At 48.9% G+C, this 15,836-nt stretch carries 12 protein-coding genes; 9 read left to right on the plus strand and 3 right to left on the minus strand.

Annotation, left to right across the window (positions count from 1 at the left end):
• The first annotated feature begins 129 nt into the window (after positions 1 to 129).
• Together fabF and tkt are read left to right on the plus strand one after the other, a co-directional pair.
• The gene (gene fabF, locus FEK30_RS09245; RefSeq protein ID WP_012306650.1) at positions 130 to 1,386 is read left to right on the plus strand and encodes a beta-ketoacyl-ACP synthase II; all 1,257 of its coding nucleotides are present in this window, start codon (positions 130 to 132) and stop codon (positions 1,384 to 1,386) included.
• Positions 1,387 to 1,553: 167 nt separating this feature from the next.
• Positions 1,554 to 3,560, plus strand: coding sequence for a transketolase (gene tkt / locus FEK30_RS09250; protein WP_138073018.1), 2,007 nt, complete (start codon positions 1,554 to 1,556; stop codon positions 3,558 to 3,560).
• Positions 3,561 to 3,653: 93 nt separating this feature from the next.
• Here the strand turns inward: tkt and FEK30_RS09255 are convergent, their stop codons facing one another.
• Positions 3,654 to 4,745 carry an LptF/LptG family permease gene (locus FEK30_RS09255; RefSeq protein WP_099241098.1) on the minus strand — a complete coding sequence of 364 codons (1,092 nt, stop codon included), beginning with the start codon at positions 4,743 to 4,745 and terminating at the stop codon, positions 3,654 to 3,656.
• Positions 4,746 to 5,001: 256 nt separating this feature from the next.
• Here FEK30_RS09255 and FEK30_RS09260 point away from each other — a divergent pair, with 256 nt between their 5' ends.
• Positions 5,002 to 6,477, plus strand: coding sequence for a DUF3370 domain-containing protein (locus tag FEK30_RS09260; RefSeq protein WP_012306647.1), 1,476 nt, complete (start codon positions 5,002 to 5,004; stop codon positions 6,475 to 6,477).
• 38 nt (positions 6,478 to 6,515) lie between these two features.
• Here FEK30_RS09260 and FEK30_RS09265 read toward each other — a convergent pair whose 3' ends face one another.
• Positions 6,516 to 7,100 carry a low-complexity tail membrane protein gene (locus FEK30_RS09265; RefSeq protein WP_138073020.1) on the minus strand — a complete coding sequence of 195 codons (585 nt, stop codon included), beginning with the start codon at positions 7,098 to 7,100 and terminating at the stop codon, positions 6,516 to 6,518.
• Between the two features lie 358 nt (positions 7,101 to 7,458).
• Between FEK30_RS09265 and FEK30_RS09270 the strand changes: the two genes are divergently transcribed.
• The 6 genes from FEK30_RS09270 to FEK30_RS09295 all read left to right on the plus strand — a co-directional run bounded on the left by FEK30_RS09270 (position 7,459) and on the right by FEK30_RS09295 (position 15,195).
• Positions 7,459 to 11,454, plus strand: a complete 3,996-nt coding sequence (locus FEK30_RS09270; protein WP_138073022.1) for a magnesium chelatase subunit H — start codon at positions 7,459 to 7,461, stop codon at positions 11,452 to 11,454.
• Between the two features lie 101 nt (positions 11,455 to 11,555).
• Positions 11,556 to 11,816: a type II toxin-antitoxin system RelB/DinJ family antitoxin gene (locus FEK30_RS09275; RefSeq protein ID WP_138073024.1), complete on the plus strand. Its 261-nt coding sequence runs from the start codon at positions 11,556 to 11,558 to the stop codon at positions 11,814 to 11,816.
• A 104-nt stretch (positions 11,817 to 11,920) separates the two neighbouring features.
• Positions 11,921 to 12,088, plus strand: coding sequence for a type II toxin-antitoxin system YafQ family toxin (locus FEK30_RS17115; protein WP_255448020.1), 168 nt, complete (start codon positions 11,921 to 11,923; stop codon positions 12,086 to 12,088).
• Between the two features lie 40 nt (positions 12,089 to 12,128).
• Positions 12,129 to 12,560 carry a hypothetical protein gene (locus FEK30_RS09285; RefSeq protein ID WP_138073026.1) on the plus strand — a complete coding sequence of 144 codons (432 nt, stop codon included), beginning with the start codon at positions 12,129 to 12,131 and terminating at the stop codon, positions 12,558 to 12,560.
• A 30-nt stretch (positions 12,561 to 12,590) separates the two neighbouring features.
• On the plus strand, positions 12,591 to 13,706 hold the full coding sequence (locus FEK30_RS09290) for a hypothetical protein (RefSeq protein ID WP_138073028.1): 1,116 nt from the start codon (positions 12,591 to 12,593) through the stop codon (positions 13,704 to 13,706).
• Between the two features lie 190 nt (positions 13,707 to 13,896).
• The gene (locus FEK30_RS09295; RefSeq protein WP_138073030.1) at positions 13,897 to 15,195 is read left to right on the plus strand and encodes an FHA domain-containing protein; all 1,299 of its coding nucleotides are present in this window, start codon (positions 13,897 to 13,899) and stop codon (positions 15,193 to 15,195) included.
• 12 nt (positions 15,196 to 15,207) lie between these two features.
• Here FEK30_RS09295 and FEK30_RS09300 read toward each other — a convergent pair whose 3' ends face one another.
• The gene (locus tag FEK30_RS09300; protein WP_255447846.1) at positions 15,208 to 15,831 is read right to left on the minus strand and encodes a GerMN domain-containing protein; all 624 of its coding nucleotides are present in this window, start codon (positions 15,829 to 15,831) and stop codon (positions 15,208 to 15,210) included.
• Positions 15,832 to 15,836: the final 5 nt, after the last annotated feature.

A 15,836-nucleotide genomic window follows, 5' to 3' on the forward strand; every position in this document is an offset into this window, starting at 1 on the left:
TAACCTCAACTTCCAGAGCTGCGAACTTCCAAAAGTTATCGCGGCTTTCTCGCTAGTTTTTATGATTGATTGTCGCTTCCTTTGGATGCACAAGCCTTTTTTCCCACTGCAAAACCACTCAAATCAGCCATGGCACACTCATCTCCGTATCGCGTTGTAATCACCGGTTTAGGTGCGATCACCCCGATTGGTAATACCCTAGAGGAGTATTGGGAAGGACTCATGACCGGTCGCAATGGCATTGACCTCGTGACCGCATTTGACGCTTCCCAACATGCCTGTCGCATTGCAGGTGAAGTAAAAGGCTTTGATCCCCTCGCATTCATCCCGAAAAAAGAAGCGAAACGCATGGATCGGTTCTCCCAGTTTGCCGTGGCTGCCAGTAAACAAGCCCTCGCCGATGCTGGCCTAGAGATCAATGCTGACAATGCCCCTGATATTGGCGTAATGATCGGCACTGGCGTCGGCGGGATTAAGGTGATGGAAGACCAGCAGGAAATTTACCTGGAGAAAGGCCCCAGCCGCTGTAGCCCTTTCATGATTCCGATGATGATTGCCAATATGGCGGCGGGATTGACGGCGATCCATACCGGTGCCCAAGGCCCCAACAGCTGTACTGTGACGGCCTGTGCCGCAGGTTCCAATGCGGTTGGGGAAGCTTTCCGACTCGTCCAACAGGGTTACGCGAAAGCGATGATTTCTGGGGGCACCGAGGCAGCTGTAACCCCCCTCAGTTTTGCGGGATTTGCCTCGGCCCGGGCGTTATCGACCCGTAATGATGATCCGAAACACGCTTGTCGTCCCTTTGATCAAGATCGCGATGGCTTTGTGATGGGTGAAGGGGCTGGCATTTTAATCCTGGAAGAGCTAGAGCATGCCCTGGCACGGGGGGCAAAAATCTACGGGGAAATCGTTGGTTATGGCATGACCTGCGATGCTTACCACATGACGGCACCGACCCCCGACGGCGCTGGGGCAACCCGGGCGATTGAATTGGCGCTCAAGGATGGCGGCTTGGCTCCGAACCAAGTGAACTACGTAAATGCCCACGGCACCAGCACTCCAGCCAATGACATCACAGAAACGAAAGCCATTAAAAAAGCCCTCGGTGACCAGGCTTACAAAATTTTAGTGAGTTCGACAAAATCTATGACCGGTCACCTTTTGGGTGGCTCTGGGGGCATTGAGGCGGTGGCCACAGTGATGGCGATCGCCAATGATCGCGTTCCGCCGACGATCAACCTCGAAAATCCCCAGGAAGGTTGCGATTTAGATTACGTTCCCAACGAAAGCCGTGAACACCCAGTTGAAGTTGCCCTTTCTAACTCTTTTGGATTTGGCGGCCATAACGTTACCCTTGCGTTTAAGAAATATCGCCCGGAATAAATTTAGTCCGAGTAAATGTTAGCGATTTGACAGAATCATTCTTGCCCAGTGATCCTAACAGTGGGATGATGGGGGGGATTTTGAGGAGGGCAATTTGCGCTTCTTGATGGTCTAACAACTCCCTATAGTTTTTCTTTATTTGTCGTTTACTGTCAGAAATTTTCACTATGACCGTTGCAACCCAATCTATAGATCAGCTTTGTATTAATGCAATTCGCTTTTTAGCAATTGATGGCGTCGAGAAGGCAAAATCTGGTCACCCCGGTTTACCGATGGGCGCCGCTCCCATGGCCTACACCCTCTGGGACAAATTTATGCGGTTCAACCCCAAAAATCCGAAATGGGTTAACCGCGATCGCTTTGTTTTGTCAGCGGGTCACGGTTCGATGCTGCAGTATGCCTTGATGTACTTGGCTGGCTATGACAGTGTTTCCCTCGAAGACATCAAGCAATTTCGTCAATGGAAATCGAAGACCCCTGGTCACCCTGAGAACTTCGAGACCCCTGGTGTAGAAGTTACGACTGGCCCCCTCGGCCAAGGGATCGCCAATGCCGTCGGCCTTGCCCTCGCGGAAGCGCACCTCGCAGCCCGCTACAATAAGCCCGATGCCAAAATTTTTGACCATTACACCTATGTGATCATGGGTGATGGTTGCAACATGGAAGGAATCTCCGGGGAAGCGGCATCCATTGCGGGTCACTGGGGTCTTGGCAAATTAATTGCCCTCTACGACGACAACCATATTTCCATCGACGGCTCCACAGACATTGCTTTCACTGAAGATGTGTGTAAGCGTTATGAGTCCTACGGTTGGCACGTGCTCCATGTCGAAGATGGCAACAATGACATTGAGGCGATCGCCAAAGCCATTGAAGCGGCTAAGGCAGTGACTGACAAGCCCTCTTTGATCAAAATCACAACGACTATTGGTTACGGTTCCCCCAACAAAGCAGATACTGCTGGTGTACACGGGGCAGCCCTTGGTGCCGACGAAATTGAACTGACCCGTAAATCCCTCGAATGGAACTATGGGCCTTTTGAAGTGCCTGAAGATGCCCTCAACCATTTCCGGAAAGCCGTTGAACGGGGTGCCAGCGCCGAAGCAGAGTGGAACCAAGTATGGGCCACTTACAAAACAAAATATGCCGAGGAGGCTGCAGAATTAGAGCGGATTCTTTCTGGGAAGCCCCCCGCAAACTGGGCTGACGCTTTACCCACCGCAACGCCCGCCGATAAAGGTCTTGCGACCCGTAAGCACTCCGAAGTAACCCTGAATGCGATCGCCCCGGTATTGCCAGAATTGATCGGTGGTTCTGCGGACTTGACTCACTCTAACCTGACAGAAATCCACGTTTCTGGCGATTTCCAAAAAGGTGCCTACGAAAACCGCAACGTCCACTTCGGCGTCCGGGAACACGCCATGGGCGCGATCTGTAATGGCATCGCCCTCCACGGTACAGGTTTAATCCCCTACGGAGCCACTTTCCTTGTGTTCTCCGACTACATGCGGAATTCCATCCGTTTATCGGCCTTGTCCGAAGCACGGGTCATTTGGGTAATGACCCACGACTCCATTGCCCTTGGAGAAGACGGCCCCACCCACCAACCGATCGAGCATGTTGCTTCTCTGCGGGCGATGCCGAACCTCTATGTTTATCGTCCGGCAGATACCAACGAAACCTCTGGTGCCTATAAAGTTGCTGTGGAAAGTGCGACAACGCCGACCCTCTTAGCCCTCACCCGCCAAGGCCTCCCCAACCTCGAAGGCAGTTCCATCGAAAATGCGGAAAAAGGTGGCTACATCCTTTCCGATAGCGAAGGCACCCCTGATCTGATTTTGATTGGTACAGGGAGTGAAGTGCAGCTTTGTGTCGAAGCAGCAAAAGCACTCCGGGCAAACGGAAAAAATGTCCGTGTTGTTTCCATGCCCTGTGTGGAACGCTTTGAAGAGCAAGATGCCGCTTACCAAGAGTCCGTCCTACCGAAAGCTGTAACCAAACGGGTTGCCGTGGAGGCTGGTGCCACCATGAGCTGGTACAAGTACGTTGGCTTTGAAGGCGCTGTCATCGGCATTGACACCTACGGTGCTTCCGCTCCTGGTGGTGTGGTCATGGAGAAATTTGGTTTCACCGTGGACAACGTTGTTAAAACCGCTGAGACAGTACTAGGTTAAAACCTTGGGTCTGGTCATAGACTGATTCTTTTCAGTAAAACGTTTTGGAGGTAGGTTTATCCCCTACCTCTTTTTTGTTTGTGACAATATTGCCTAGCCTGTCCGCCAGAGAATTGTCCCTGCGGCCACTAACCCCAGGAGATTGGGAAACCACGTCCCCATAAACGGCGTAATCGTTCCCCAGACGCCCATGGAACTGGAAATCACAGAAATGAGATAGTAGGCAAAAACGATGGCCACCGATAGGCCAACACTGGTCGCTCGGCTTGAGTTTTGCGGGCGCAGGCCAATGGCCGAGCCGACCATCGCAAAAACAATACAGACGAAGGGGACGGAAAATTTTTCTTGTTTTCTCACCTGGAGCGTCCGGATCCGCCTTTCATTACGACTTAACTTGAGGCTCTCTAAACAAACATCAATGACTTGGAGGGTCATTTCATTGGGGCGTTGACAGCGGGTGGCGAGGATCAAAGGGGCATCAGACAGATTTAAAAAGTTAGTTTCAAACTGCTCGATGTCACTAAAGGAACCATTGGCCCCAATTTGATAAATACTGCCATCCTGCACCAGCCAACCCTGTTCATTGGCATTCCACTGGGCGGCGGCGGCCGTGATAATTCTTTGGGTATCGACGGCAGCTCGATCGAGGATGGTGAGGTTGTTCATTTGGGTGCCATCGAAGGTCTCGGCATAAAAGAGGGTTTTGAGGATTTCGCGGTTACCAGTGGCCGTTTTTACCCGTTGATATTCGGGGTAGATGATATTTTTTTCTTGGTAGTCAATGGTTGCTTCGCCCTGAGCAATGTTGGCAATGGTGCTGGCTTGTTTCGTGGTCTGGGGGACAATCCAATCGTTGAGGCCAAAGGTGATACCCGTAATCAGTAACCCCAAGAGAAGACCGGGCAACATCAGCCGCAAGGGGGGCAAACCAACGCTCCGTAAGGCGATAATTTCACTAAAGGAAGATAGGCTGCTGTAGGCGGTGAGGGTGCCCAGTAGGGTTGCCATGGGGAGGCCGAGGACGAGAAATTCTGGGAGACGGAGAGCGAGAATTTGGAAGGCGATCGCCCAGGTGATTTCATTGGCGACCACGTTGCGCATTACCTCAAAGAGAACGCCGATGGTGAGGCCCAAACTCGTGAAAATTCCTAACCCAAACAGGAAAGGCCCCACAAGTTGCGCCATAATGTAGCGATCTAATAGTGAAAATACCCTTAAAATTCTCAACATTGTGGTCTAGTCTGATTAAAGTGGAGAGTTTTAGCAACTATTTAGCAATTAAAATCCCTAGCCCATCATGCCAAAGAAGTTACGGTTTTGTCTGAAATTGTGCCCCTTGACCACTGATTGATCACCGCGCGTCGGGAACTTAGAGCCGCGATAATGATTCAGTGCCACTGCACTTTGGTTTATTCTAAATTTACTTTTTTTGATAGAGTCCATGTTTGACCTGTTTGCTTCTTTGCTCATTGCCCAGGAATCTGCCCCTTTATTGGTGGCCCAAGAGAACAGGTCGAAGGAAGAGTTACTCCCCCACCAAGTACCACAACCAGGGGAAGATCAGGGGTCTTCTGTGGGGCGATCGCCGGCGGCCATCGTGACGGAACCCCAAGAGGTGCGCCCTTTGCCGGGGAGTCTCAATGAAATTCCGGTCTTTAACAGCAACAGCCCTGAAGTCATTGCCCAGGAAGGCATTCTATTATCGACCTTCCCAAAGGCAGGAAAAAGCCAGGCGATCGCCCACCTCGAAACCCCCCTTGAAGGACGCTTTGATATTTTTACCCACCACATTTCCCGTCCTGCCACGGAGCAGCGCACCCTGTACCAAGGCTTGTTGGTTAACAATCCAACCGGAAGCCCCCGCACCCTCAAAATTCTCCAAGGCATTAGTTACCTCAATAGTAAAGATGCCCCCTTCCGCGAGCTATTACCCTTCGTTGAAGATCCCCAGGGTCATGTCTATTCCGGCCCTGGCTCCCGACTGGTGAGCGATACCCTCCGGGGCAAAAGCCAAACGCAATTCCCAGAGATTCTACGCATTCCCCCCTACAGCACCGTGGTTTTGGCGAATCTCCCCATCCCGGTTAGCGGTGCTCGCTCTACCTACTTACAAGTAGAAACGGATGGTAGTGTTTACTTGGCAAATTTAGCGAAATATGAAGTCCGTGAAGAAATTGCCACCAGCAGTATTAGCAATAATGGCAGTATTGTCGAAGGAAAAGCTGTCCGCTCTCGTCCCCCCAGCCTCAATGAATGGCGATCGCTCCTCACCCAAGGCCAACTCGTCGAACCCCGGGATCTGCCCCCAGTGCCCAGTAAAGATCCTGGTCGCATCATTTATGGCCGGGTTGCAGGTATTTCCGTCGGTAGTCAGTGGGAAGCCACCGTCACCGATCCAGACGCAGAGAGTTTAGCAATCCCCGCCCCCGGCGAAGCGATTTCTTTCCCCATTAGCACCACCAGCACTGGCACCTTTGGCACCGACCAAGTCCAAAGCGCCCCCATGCTCACCCGTTATCCTGATACCGCGCTCCAGGGCCATGGTAACTATTTAGTGCATTACAAACTGACTTTCCCCCTTGAAAATACGAGCGATGAATATCAGTGGACGTCGCTAACGTTTCAAACGCCGATTAAAGATGATCTCCATAGCGATCGCCTTTCCTTTTTTGAATCGCCCCCCAACCGTGTTTTCTATCGAGGCACTGTCCGCATCAACTATCCCAACGAATATCGACGCCAGATTACCCGCTATGTCCACCTAGTACAACATCGGGGCCAACGCTCAGAACCCCTTGCCACCCTGGAAATTCCCCCTGGCACAAGTCGCACCGCCGAAATTGACTTTTTTTATCCCCCCGACGCAACGCCTCCCCAGGTGATTACCGTGAGAACTCTCGCCCCAGAGGAACGTTAAAGATTGTTGAATATTCTCAAAAGAATGTAGCGATCGCCCTAGGCACGTTTCGGGGGAAACAGTTGCCCCAACGGTAAGCCCCAACAGGCAAAATCGCGCCGGATACTCACGGTGGGGTGGGGATCAATGGCCTGGGCCGTTGTTTCAGAAATAAAGAGTGTCGGCAAAAGGGTCAAGGGAATTTGTAACAGAATATTTCCCAAGAAGAACATCAGGATTGCGGCGAATAAGCCCAAAATATGCCATTGGGGGAGACCCGCTGTCAGTCCCACCGCAAGGGGCGCATAGTGAGCTACTTGCCACAACAAAATCACCATGGCGATCGCCCCCAGCACATTTAAAATTGGCTGCCGGGTTCCCTGCACGAGCCGTAAAATTTGCCGTTGCCGTTCATCAAGGCGTTCTGGCGGAATTTGAAACACAAAGAGACTGAAGGGTTGCCAAGGCCGCAGGATTTGCAGGAGCCACACCGGAACTCCCCCCAGGAGCACAATTAAGCCCAATTCAATATTGGCCACGGGAAACGGGATGCCAATCGCCAAGGCGATCGCCAACAAAGACCAGATCAAAGGCAGCAAAGCCAAGCCCGCAACATGCAACCAAAAATAAGGCTCAAACAACATTTTTCCGTCGCTCCAAGACTTGAACGAAAAACAGCACAATGCCCTGAATATCCCACGGTGCCCCCTGAAAGTAAAGCGGCCCGATGCGCCAGGTGGACGACAAATCAGCTTTTCTCCAATGGGCACTACAAATGTCAAGGAATATGACAAAAAATTAAGTTTGGTTTATCAAATTGTGTCAGAATGGCCAGCCTTTCCTAGGCCAACCAGCATTTTTTGCTAAAACTCTTTAAGTGCCTTCAGCTTGCTCACTATCAGAACAGCAGCTTCTGCTCCATATAATGTGATGATGAGCAGGGGAATAGTTATAAATTTTTAATATCCATCTACTTGTCCAAGTAAAGGAGACTCACCATTTATGTTCACTAACGTCAAGTCCGCCATTCGCCACATCAAACCAGATGACATCAATAATCGCACGTTAGTGAAGGTGGTCTATGTCGTGTTGGAGTCCCAGTACCAGAGTGCCCTCTCTGCTGCGGTAAAAGCGATTAACGCGAACCACCCAAAGATTGCGGTTGAAATTAGTGGTTATCTGATTGAAGAACTGCGTGACCCCGATAACTACGAAGAGTTCAAACGGGAAGTCGCCCAAGCCAATTTATTTATTGCCTCCTTGATCTTCATCGAAGACCTCGCCCAAAAGGTGGTTGAAGCTGTGACGCCCCACCGGGATAACCTTGATGCGGCGATTGTTTTCCCTTCCATGCCGGAAGTGATGCGCCTCAACAAAATGGGCACTTTTTCCATGGCACAGTTGGGACAATCCAAGAGTGCTATTGGCGAATTTATGAAAAAGCGGAAGGAAAAATCCGGTGCTTCCTTCCAAGATGCCATGCTCAAGCTGCTCCGGACATTGCCGAAGGTTTTAAAATATTTGCCCGTTGAAAAAGCCCAGGATGCCCGCAACTTCATGTTGTCTTTCCAATACTGGTTGGGTGGTTCCCCCGATAACTTGGAAAACTTCCTGTTGATGATGACCGACAAGTACATCCTCAAGGGGGCTGAGAAGCTCGATAAGGCCGATTATGCCGAGCCGGTAGTCTACCCCGATATGGGCATTTGGCATCCCCTCGCCCCGCAAATGTTTGAAGACACCAAGGAATATCTCCAGTGGTACAACGGCCGCGACGATATTAGTGACGAACTGAAGGATCCCCTCGCCCCTTGCATTGGCCTCGTGCTGCAACGGACACACCTCGTCACCGGAGATGATGCCCACTACGTCGCCATGCTCCAGGAGTTGGAATATCGCGGCGCAAAGGTGATCCCCATCTTTGCGGGGGGTCTCGATTTCTCGAAGCCTGTGGATGAATTTTTCTGGGATAACACGGTCGCCGGGGTCGAAAAATTACCTCTGGTGGATACAGTGGTTTCCCTAACTGGTTTTGCCCTTGTGGGTGGCCCGGCGCGTCAGGATCACCCCAAAGCCATTGATTCTCTCAAGCGGTTGAACCGTCCCTACATGGTGGCGCTGCCGTTGGTCTTCCAAACCACAGAGGAGTGGGAAGAGAGTGATCTCGGTCTGCACCCAATCCAAGTGGCGCTCCAAATTGCAATTCCAGAACTCGATGGAGCAATTGAGCCGATTATTCTCTCTGGTCGTGACGGGGCCACAGGTCGGGCGATTACGCTACAAGATCGCGTCGAGGCGATCGCCACCCGTGCTTTGAAATGGACAAACCTCCGGAAGAAGCCCAAGCTAGAGAAAAAACTCGCCATTACAATTTTTAGCTTCCCCCCCGACAAAGGCAATATCGGCACCGCCGCTTACCTCGATGTCTTTGGCTCGATCCATGAAGTAATGAAGGGTCTCCGGGACAACGGCTACGACATTCAAGATATCCCTGAAACCCCCAAAGAGCTGTTAGAGCTAATCATCCATGATGCCCAGGCGCAATATGCTTCCCCTGAGCTAAACATCGCCTATCGCATGGGTGTGCCGGAATATGAAGAACTGACCCCCTATTCCAAACGCCTGGAAGAAAATTGGGGTACGCCTCCCGGTGAACTCAACAGCGACGGTCAAAACCTGCTGATCTATGGGAAGCATTTCGGCAATCTGTTTATTGGTGTACAGCCGACCTTTGGTTATGAAGGCGACCCGATGCGCTTGCTGTTCTCCCGTTCCGCTAGTCCTCACCATGGCTTTGCTGCCTACTACACTTACCTTGAGCGAGTTTGGGGCGCAGATGCGGTGCTGCACTTCGGTACCCATGGCTCCCTCGAATTCATGCCTGGTAAGCAAATGGGGATGTCTGGCGACTGTTACCCCGATAATCTGATCGGTAATATTCCCAACATCTATTACTACGCCGCCAATAACCCTTCGGAAGCGACGATCGCCAAACGCCGCAGTTATGCGAATACCATTTCCTACCTGACTCCCCCGGCAGAAAATGCGGGTCTGTACAAGGGCTTAAAAGAACTCAGCGAATTGATCGGCTCCTACCAAACCCTCAAAGATGGGGCGCGGGGCGTGCAGATTGTGAATACGATCATGGATCAAGCGCGGATCTGCAACCTCGATAAGGATATCGAGATTCCCGAAACAGATGCCGCCCAAATGTCTCAGGATGAACGGGACAACATGGTGGGCATTGTCTACCGGAAGCTGATGGAGATTGAATCTCGTCTGCTCCCCTGTGGTCTCCACGTTATCGGTAAGCCTCCCACCGCCGAAGAGGCGATCGCCACCCTGGTGAACATTGCCAGCCTCGACCGCGAAGAAGAAGGTATTTGGAGCCTCCCCACGATCATCGCCAAGAGTATCGGGCGCAACATGGAGGAAATCTACCGCAACAGCGATCAGGGTATCCTCGAAGATGTGAACCTGCTTCAAGACATCACCGAAGCGACCCGTGCTGCCGTCCGTGCCCTCGTGATGGAACAAGTCAACGCCGAAGGTCGTGTGTCTCTGGTTTCTAAGCTCAACTTCTTCAACATGGGTAAAAAAGCCCCTTGGGTCGAAGCTCTCCACGAAGCAGGTTACAAAAACGTCGATCAGGAACTCCTCAAACCCCTCTTCGATTACCTTGAATTCTGCCTCGAACAGGTTTGTGCCGACAAAGAACTTGGCGGTTTACTCAAAGCCCTCGAAGGTGAGTACGTCCTTCCCGGCCCTGGTGGCGACCCGATCCGCAACCCCAATGTCCTCCCCACAGGCAAAAATATTCACGCCCTCGACCCCCAATCAATCCCGACCCTTGCGGCAGTCCAATCCGCAAAAGTTGTGGTGGATCGCCTGATTGAACGGCAAAAGCTCGATAATGGCGGCGAATATCCCGAAACGATCGCCTGCGTCCTCTGGGGAACCGACAACATCAAAACCTACGGTGAATCCTTAGCGCAAATCATGTGGATGGTCGGTGCAAGACCCGTTCCCGATGCCCTTGGTCGTGTTAACAAGTTGGAATTAATTCCCCTCGAAGAACTCGGTCGTCCCCGCATCGATGTCGTCGTCAACTGTTCCGGCGTCTTCCGTGACCTGTTCATCAACCAAATGAACCTCTTGGATCAAGCGGTCAAGATGGCAGCGGAAGCCAACGAACCCCTCGAAATGAACTATGTGCGCAAACACGCCCTAGAACAAGCCGAGGAAATGGGGATTAACATTCGCCAAGCCGCGACCCGTATTTTCTCCAACGCATCTGGTTCCTACTCCTCCAACGTGAACCTCGCCGTTGAAAATAGCTCTTGGGAAGAGGAAAAAGAACTCCAGGATATGTACCTGAACCGGAAATCCTTCGCCTTCAACTCCGATAATCCCGGTGTGATGGACGAAAACCGTAAGGTGTTTGAATCTTCCCTAAAGAAAGCGGATGTCACTTTCCAAAACCTGGATTCTTCGGAAATCAGTTTGACGGACGTTTCCCACTATTTCGACTCCGATCCGACCAAGGTCGTTGCTTCTCTGCGGGATGATGGTAAGAAACCCTCTGCTTACATTGCCGATACCACCACTGCCAACGCTCAGGTACGGACACTGTCTGAAACGGTACGTCTTGATGCGCGGACAAAACTGCTTAATCCTAAATGGTACGAAGGCATGCTCTCCCACGGTTATGAAGGGGTGCGGGAATTGTCTAAGCGTCTGGTGAATACGATGGGTTGGTCGGCAACGGCTGATGCGGTAGATAACTGGGTCTATGAAGATACCAATGAAACCTTCATTAAGGACGAGGAAATGTGTAAGCGTCTGATGGATTTGAACCCCAACTCCTTCCGTCGGATGGTCAGCACGTTACTGGAAGTGAATGGACGTGGGTACTGGGAGACCAGCGATGAAAACCTTGAGCGTTTACAACAGCTTTATCAGGAAGTTGAAGACCGTATTGAAGGGATTGATGGCTAAAAGCTAATGATTCATTAATCAATAGGGGTGGGCTAGTCCCACCTTTTTTCATGTCAAAATTACCGCGTTAAAATAAATATACGCTTTTGGGTATAGGTCAGATGAATAAACCGATTACTGTCGAGGTCAATATTGAGCCGAATTTACAGCAGGATGTGGAGCAAATTTTGGCGAGTTTAGGGCTTTCCGCTAATCAAGCGATCGCCTTGTTTTATGAGCAGATTGCCAAGCATCATGGTTTGCCTTTCCAGATTGATGATTGTAATGAGGAGACTCTAGCAACTTTTGCGGCAACAGATCGGGACGAAGATTTAGTCGTTTGTGAAGATGTTGAGGATATGTTTAGTAAATTAGGAATTTAGTAAATGTATCAAGCTGTTTATACTAAGCGTTTTGAAAAGGACATTAAAAAAGTCAAAAAGAGGGAAAAGATTTAGAAAAGTTCAAGCAAGTTGCTAGGGTATTAATTTTAGGTCAAACTTTAGAGGCAAAGCATCGAAATCATAAATTGATTGTCAATTATCAAAATCGTCGAGAATGTCATATTGAGCCTGATTGGTTATTGATCTATAAAATTGAACAAGAGCAAATTGTTTTTGAGCGAACAGGTAGTTATTCAGACTTATTTGATTAGGGAATAAAATATAAACATCTAAAAAAATGGGTTGATATCTATGGCCATTTTCACGGAATTTCCATGCGATTGGAATTATCATGGACAAGCTAAATTTATAGTTGCGGATCAATCAATAGAAGTTTCCGTTGCAATCAATTTAGTTTTCCAGCAACAAACAGAAGTTAATATTCGAATTTATTGGCATACTTTACAAGAAAATATGCGTTTGGAAATTGCTAGTAAATTTTTGGGACAGAATTTTCAGTTTCTTGTCGTTGGCAATGAGCAATTAGTAATTCGTGGTAGAACTCGACCACCTTTTTATGAACGTTCAGAAGAATTTCAAGCTTTTAACTTAATCACTAATCAAAAAATTCGTAAAAAAGATTTTCCAGGAATTATAGGGAACCTCGAAAAATTCAAAATTTCGCCAGATCGGCAACGTATCCTCGTTGTTTCAGGCTCAAAAAATCGTCAAAAAAGCAATTAATCGAGGTTCCCTATATTTGCTGATGCTCCTTTGGTTCAACTGAAAACCTGTTTAAACGACTCAATTTCATATGATGATCAATTTTTTGGAAAAGAGCTAAAAGGAATTCCTAATGATCGAGACATCGGTTATATTAAAGACTATGAAGATGAATATAACCAAAGTCATACAGGATATAAATTCCGTTGTGGAAAAAGATATTCCTTACATAAAGATAGTCGCATATTTCTTATGCAAAACCCTAAGGTCATGTATGATTTTTCTTTCTTTGAAATAAGAAAAGATAAATCCATGAATCTTATTCTCAAACGGGAGATTTTGGATGAAATCATACAAGAATTCATGATAATTTCAGATGATATTTCTGCATTTTTAAGTATTCGAGCTGGATATGAAGTCATACCAATTTTTTACGAGTACGAGATTGTCACCGATGATTATTCAAGTAAAGGTTTTCTAATACCATTATCACATTCAAGACGACTGAGAAATATTTCATATTCATTAACCAATACTTTAATCAATTTCAAGGCTCTTATTCTTTCTATTCTTGAATGTGTTCCACTTGATAGTAAATTGAGCCGGAGTTTACAGCATTTAAAGCTCACAACTTATGATACTCCTGCTGAGCTTAAGTTGATGGCTGCTTGCTCATCCCTTGAATACCTGTATTCTTATTGGTTTAGAAATTTGAATGGATATCAAAAATTAGTTCAATTTAAACAATCAGAAGATTTCAAAAGTAAGCCTCGAAATTTCCGAAAAAATATCGATAAGATAAAACTAGAGAACTTCGATCCAAAAATAGCAAAAAATACTCCTTCTCTCACAACGTTAATTGCCTTTTTTCTCTATGACTTAGAGATTAATTCATCTAAATACTCTATCTCTTGGGGGGATTCACCTCAGTTTATTACTGTAAGAAATAACTTACTCCATGGTGGTCATTTTGTAGATGAAATTGAGATATCTATCGCACAAGATAATGTCTGTCTATTAGCTATGGAAGTATTATTGACGATTTTAGAAAAATTATCTCTGTCAGAAAATAAGCAAATTTATTCAAGGGATAAAATACGAAATCAGGAGAACGAATTTTATCTGATTCCAATGATAGATGAAAAGATTTTGAAATTCATATTTTAGGGGTAGGTTTAGAAACAGATAACTCTCCTGAGTGTGGAAATCAAGAACAAAAAATCGCCGAAAAATTATTACTGGAATGAGAGACGGGCGATCGCCTTAATAATCTTTTATTCACGACTGTGAACCGTCGCCAAATAGGGTGCTACGATGGGCAACAAAACCCTCTGCCATCCTGGAGAAGCTGAGCGTCATGGCCAAATCCATTGTCACCCTTGTTGATAATCTGCCGGAAAACAACATCACCACAAAAGTTTTGACGGCTCTCGATACCCTATTTCCAGGGGAATGGATAAATTTTCGGGGATTTGACGATGCAATCCGCCAAATTACCCAAGAGACCAATCCAGAGGTATTGCAACGAATTCGAGACAAGGCGATCGCCCTCTATGATGACCCAAAAAACGGTTACCAGAGTGCGGTGTTTCTGTACCAAACCGTCGATCGAGCTGACACGGCCCTGGGGACTGCCGCCCTCGCCGACAAAATTGGCGAAAAAATTGGTCTTTTGGGCTTTCTCAGTAAATTGACCCCCAAGGCCGACACCAGCCAAACCATCGATCTCGTGCTGAAAATTTCCGTTGAGGCGATCGCCTACTGCAAACTAAACGGTCTCCCCCAGGCAAACCCCCAGGTTCTCGCCCAGGCCCTCCAAGAAAACTATCGGGGTGCCGCCCTGGTGCGCATGGGAACCCTTGTTTGTGTTGATGGCCTTTTACCCCTGGGGCCGGATTTCCTCGAAAAAGTCCACAGCATCATTGGCCAGGTCGATCAAACCGAAGTGCAAAATAATAGCGGTTATACGGTACTTGGTTCGGCTCTGCCAGGGGAAGATACCGCTTCCAAGCTGGGCTTTTTAAGCGAAAATTTCGAGGCTGTGCGGGGCTGGATGCAAAACTGGATCGCGAAAACCGGTGTGTCCCGTAGTTCTGTATTTAGTCAGTTGGGGCGATTTATTGAATTTGCCGACGACAATCTCGATTTAGTGGCTGCTTTTTTGGATCAAACCACCAATTACTTTACCCATACCGGCATTCAAACGGTGGCGACCCACCTGATTAAACGGGCTTACCAGGACGTACAAACAGAGATGGGTTTACTCCCTGGGACGGTCACACCACCAGAGCCAGTGCCCACCGATGCCGGGGCGACGACCCTACAGCTACCCCAACCCCAATTTCGCCATGTGCAAACGGATATGGTGCTGGCGATCCCCAAAGTTTCCATTGTTCATATTGGCAAACCGAATCCCCAATATCCGCCGGAAGTTGATTTATCGCCGTTGCCCAATAGCGATGTTGTTTCCCGGCTCCACGCAAATTTGTGGAGTGATAATGGTTTTGAGTATTACATCCTAGATGTGGGGAGTTCCAACGGCACTTACCTCAATGGCGTTTTGTTGGAACCCAAGGAAAAACATCTGCTGCAAAACGGCGATCGCCTCGATTTTGGCCGGGGCGAAAAGGTCAGCCTCATCTTTGAAATGGGCTAATTGAGAGGCTAATTAAAGATCAAAGTCCGTTGTGAAAATGTCGCGGGTCATGGGCTGGGCAATTTCTAGCCCCTCGCCCCCCAGCACTTCCAAAGGTTCCCCTTCGATTTGGAACCAGACTCCGGCGGTGGGATCAAGGCTAGTGGCCGTATAGAGCACCTGGGCAACGCGACCAATCATCGAGGCACTGCCGCCGCCAAACTGGAATTCTTCGGACAGATTCACCACGATACCATCCCCTTGGATAATCAGGCTTAACAGTTCGGTACCGGGGGGAATTGTGCTACTGAGGCCATCCCCTGGGGTTTCTGTGAGCAATTGGGTAAAGAGGCTTTCGAGTTGGCCTGTGGGCGTTTCTGCGGTGGGGGTCACTTCGACGGGAGCCAAAGCCAGGCGATCGCCTTCATCTTTAAGCCAATAAACCGTCGGCTGGGGCGTTGTTTCCCCAGGATTTGAATCTGGATTATTGTCGGTGGGATCTTCGCCGTCTGGGGGCTGATTATTCTCAGTGGGAGGCTGTTCATTCATCACCGGGGGCTGATTATCTCCATTGGGAACCTCGGTGCAAGCGGTCGTGAAGGCGATCGCCAAGGCCACTGTACCCAACCCTTGCCAAACGCGTTGTGTCCAGATCATTTGTT

It is taken from the genome of Picosynechococcus sp. PCC 11901 (genome assembly GCF_005577135.1).
Taxonomy (GTDB): Bacteria; Cyanobacteriota; Cyanobacteriia; order Cyanobacteriales; family MRBY01; genus MRBY01.

Coding starts and splice junctions, on each gene's coding strand:
- fabF (WP_012306650.1), top strand. CDS start 130: ATGGCACACTCATCTCCGTATCGCGTTGTAATCACCGGTTTAGGTGCG.
- tkt (WP_138073018.1), top strand. CDS start 1,554: ATGACCGTTGCAACCCAATCTATAGATCAGCTTTGTATTAATGCAATT.
- FEK30_RS09255 (WP_099241098.1), bottom strand. CDS start 4,745: ATGGCGCAACTTGTGGGGCCTTTCCTGTTTGGGTTAGGAATTTTCACG.
- FEK30_RS09260 (WP_012306647.1), top strand. CDS start 5,002: ATGTTTGACCTGTTTGCTTCTTTGCTCATTGCCCAGGAATCTGCCCCT.
- FEK30_RS09265 (WP_138073020.1), bottom strand. CDS start 7,100: ATGTTGTTTGAGCCTTATTTTTGGTTGCATGTTGCGGGCTTGGCTTTG.
- FEK30_RS09270 (WP_138073022.1), top strand. CDS start 7,459: ATGTTCACTAACGTCAAGTCCGCCATTCGCCACATCAAACCAGATGAC.
- FEK30_RS09275 (WP_138073024.1), top strand. CDS start 11,556: ATGAATAAACCGATTACTGTCGAGGTCAATATTGAGCCGAATTTACAG.
- FEK30_RS09285 (WP_138073026.1), top strand. CDS start 12,129: ATGGCCATTTTCACGGAATTTCCATGCGATTGGAATTATCATGGACAA.
- FEK30_RS09295 (WP_138073030.1), top strand. CDS start 13,897: ATGGCCAAATCCATTGTCACCCTTGTTGATAATCTGCCGGAAAACAAC.
- FEK30_RS09300 (WP_255447846.1), bottom strand. CDS start 15,831: ATGATCTGGACACAACGCGTTTGGCAAGGGTTGGGTACAGTGGCCTTG.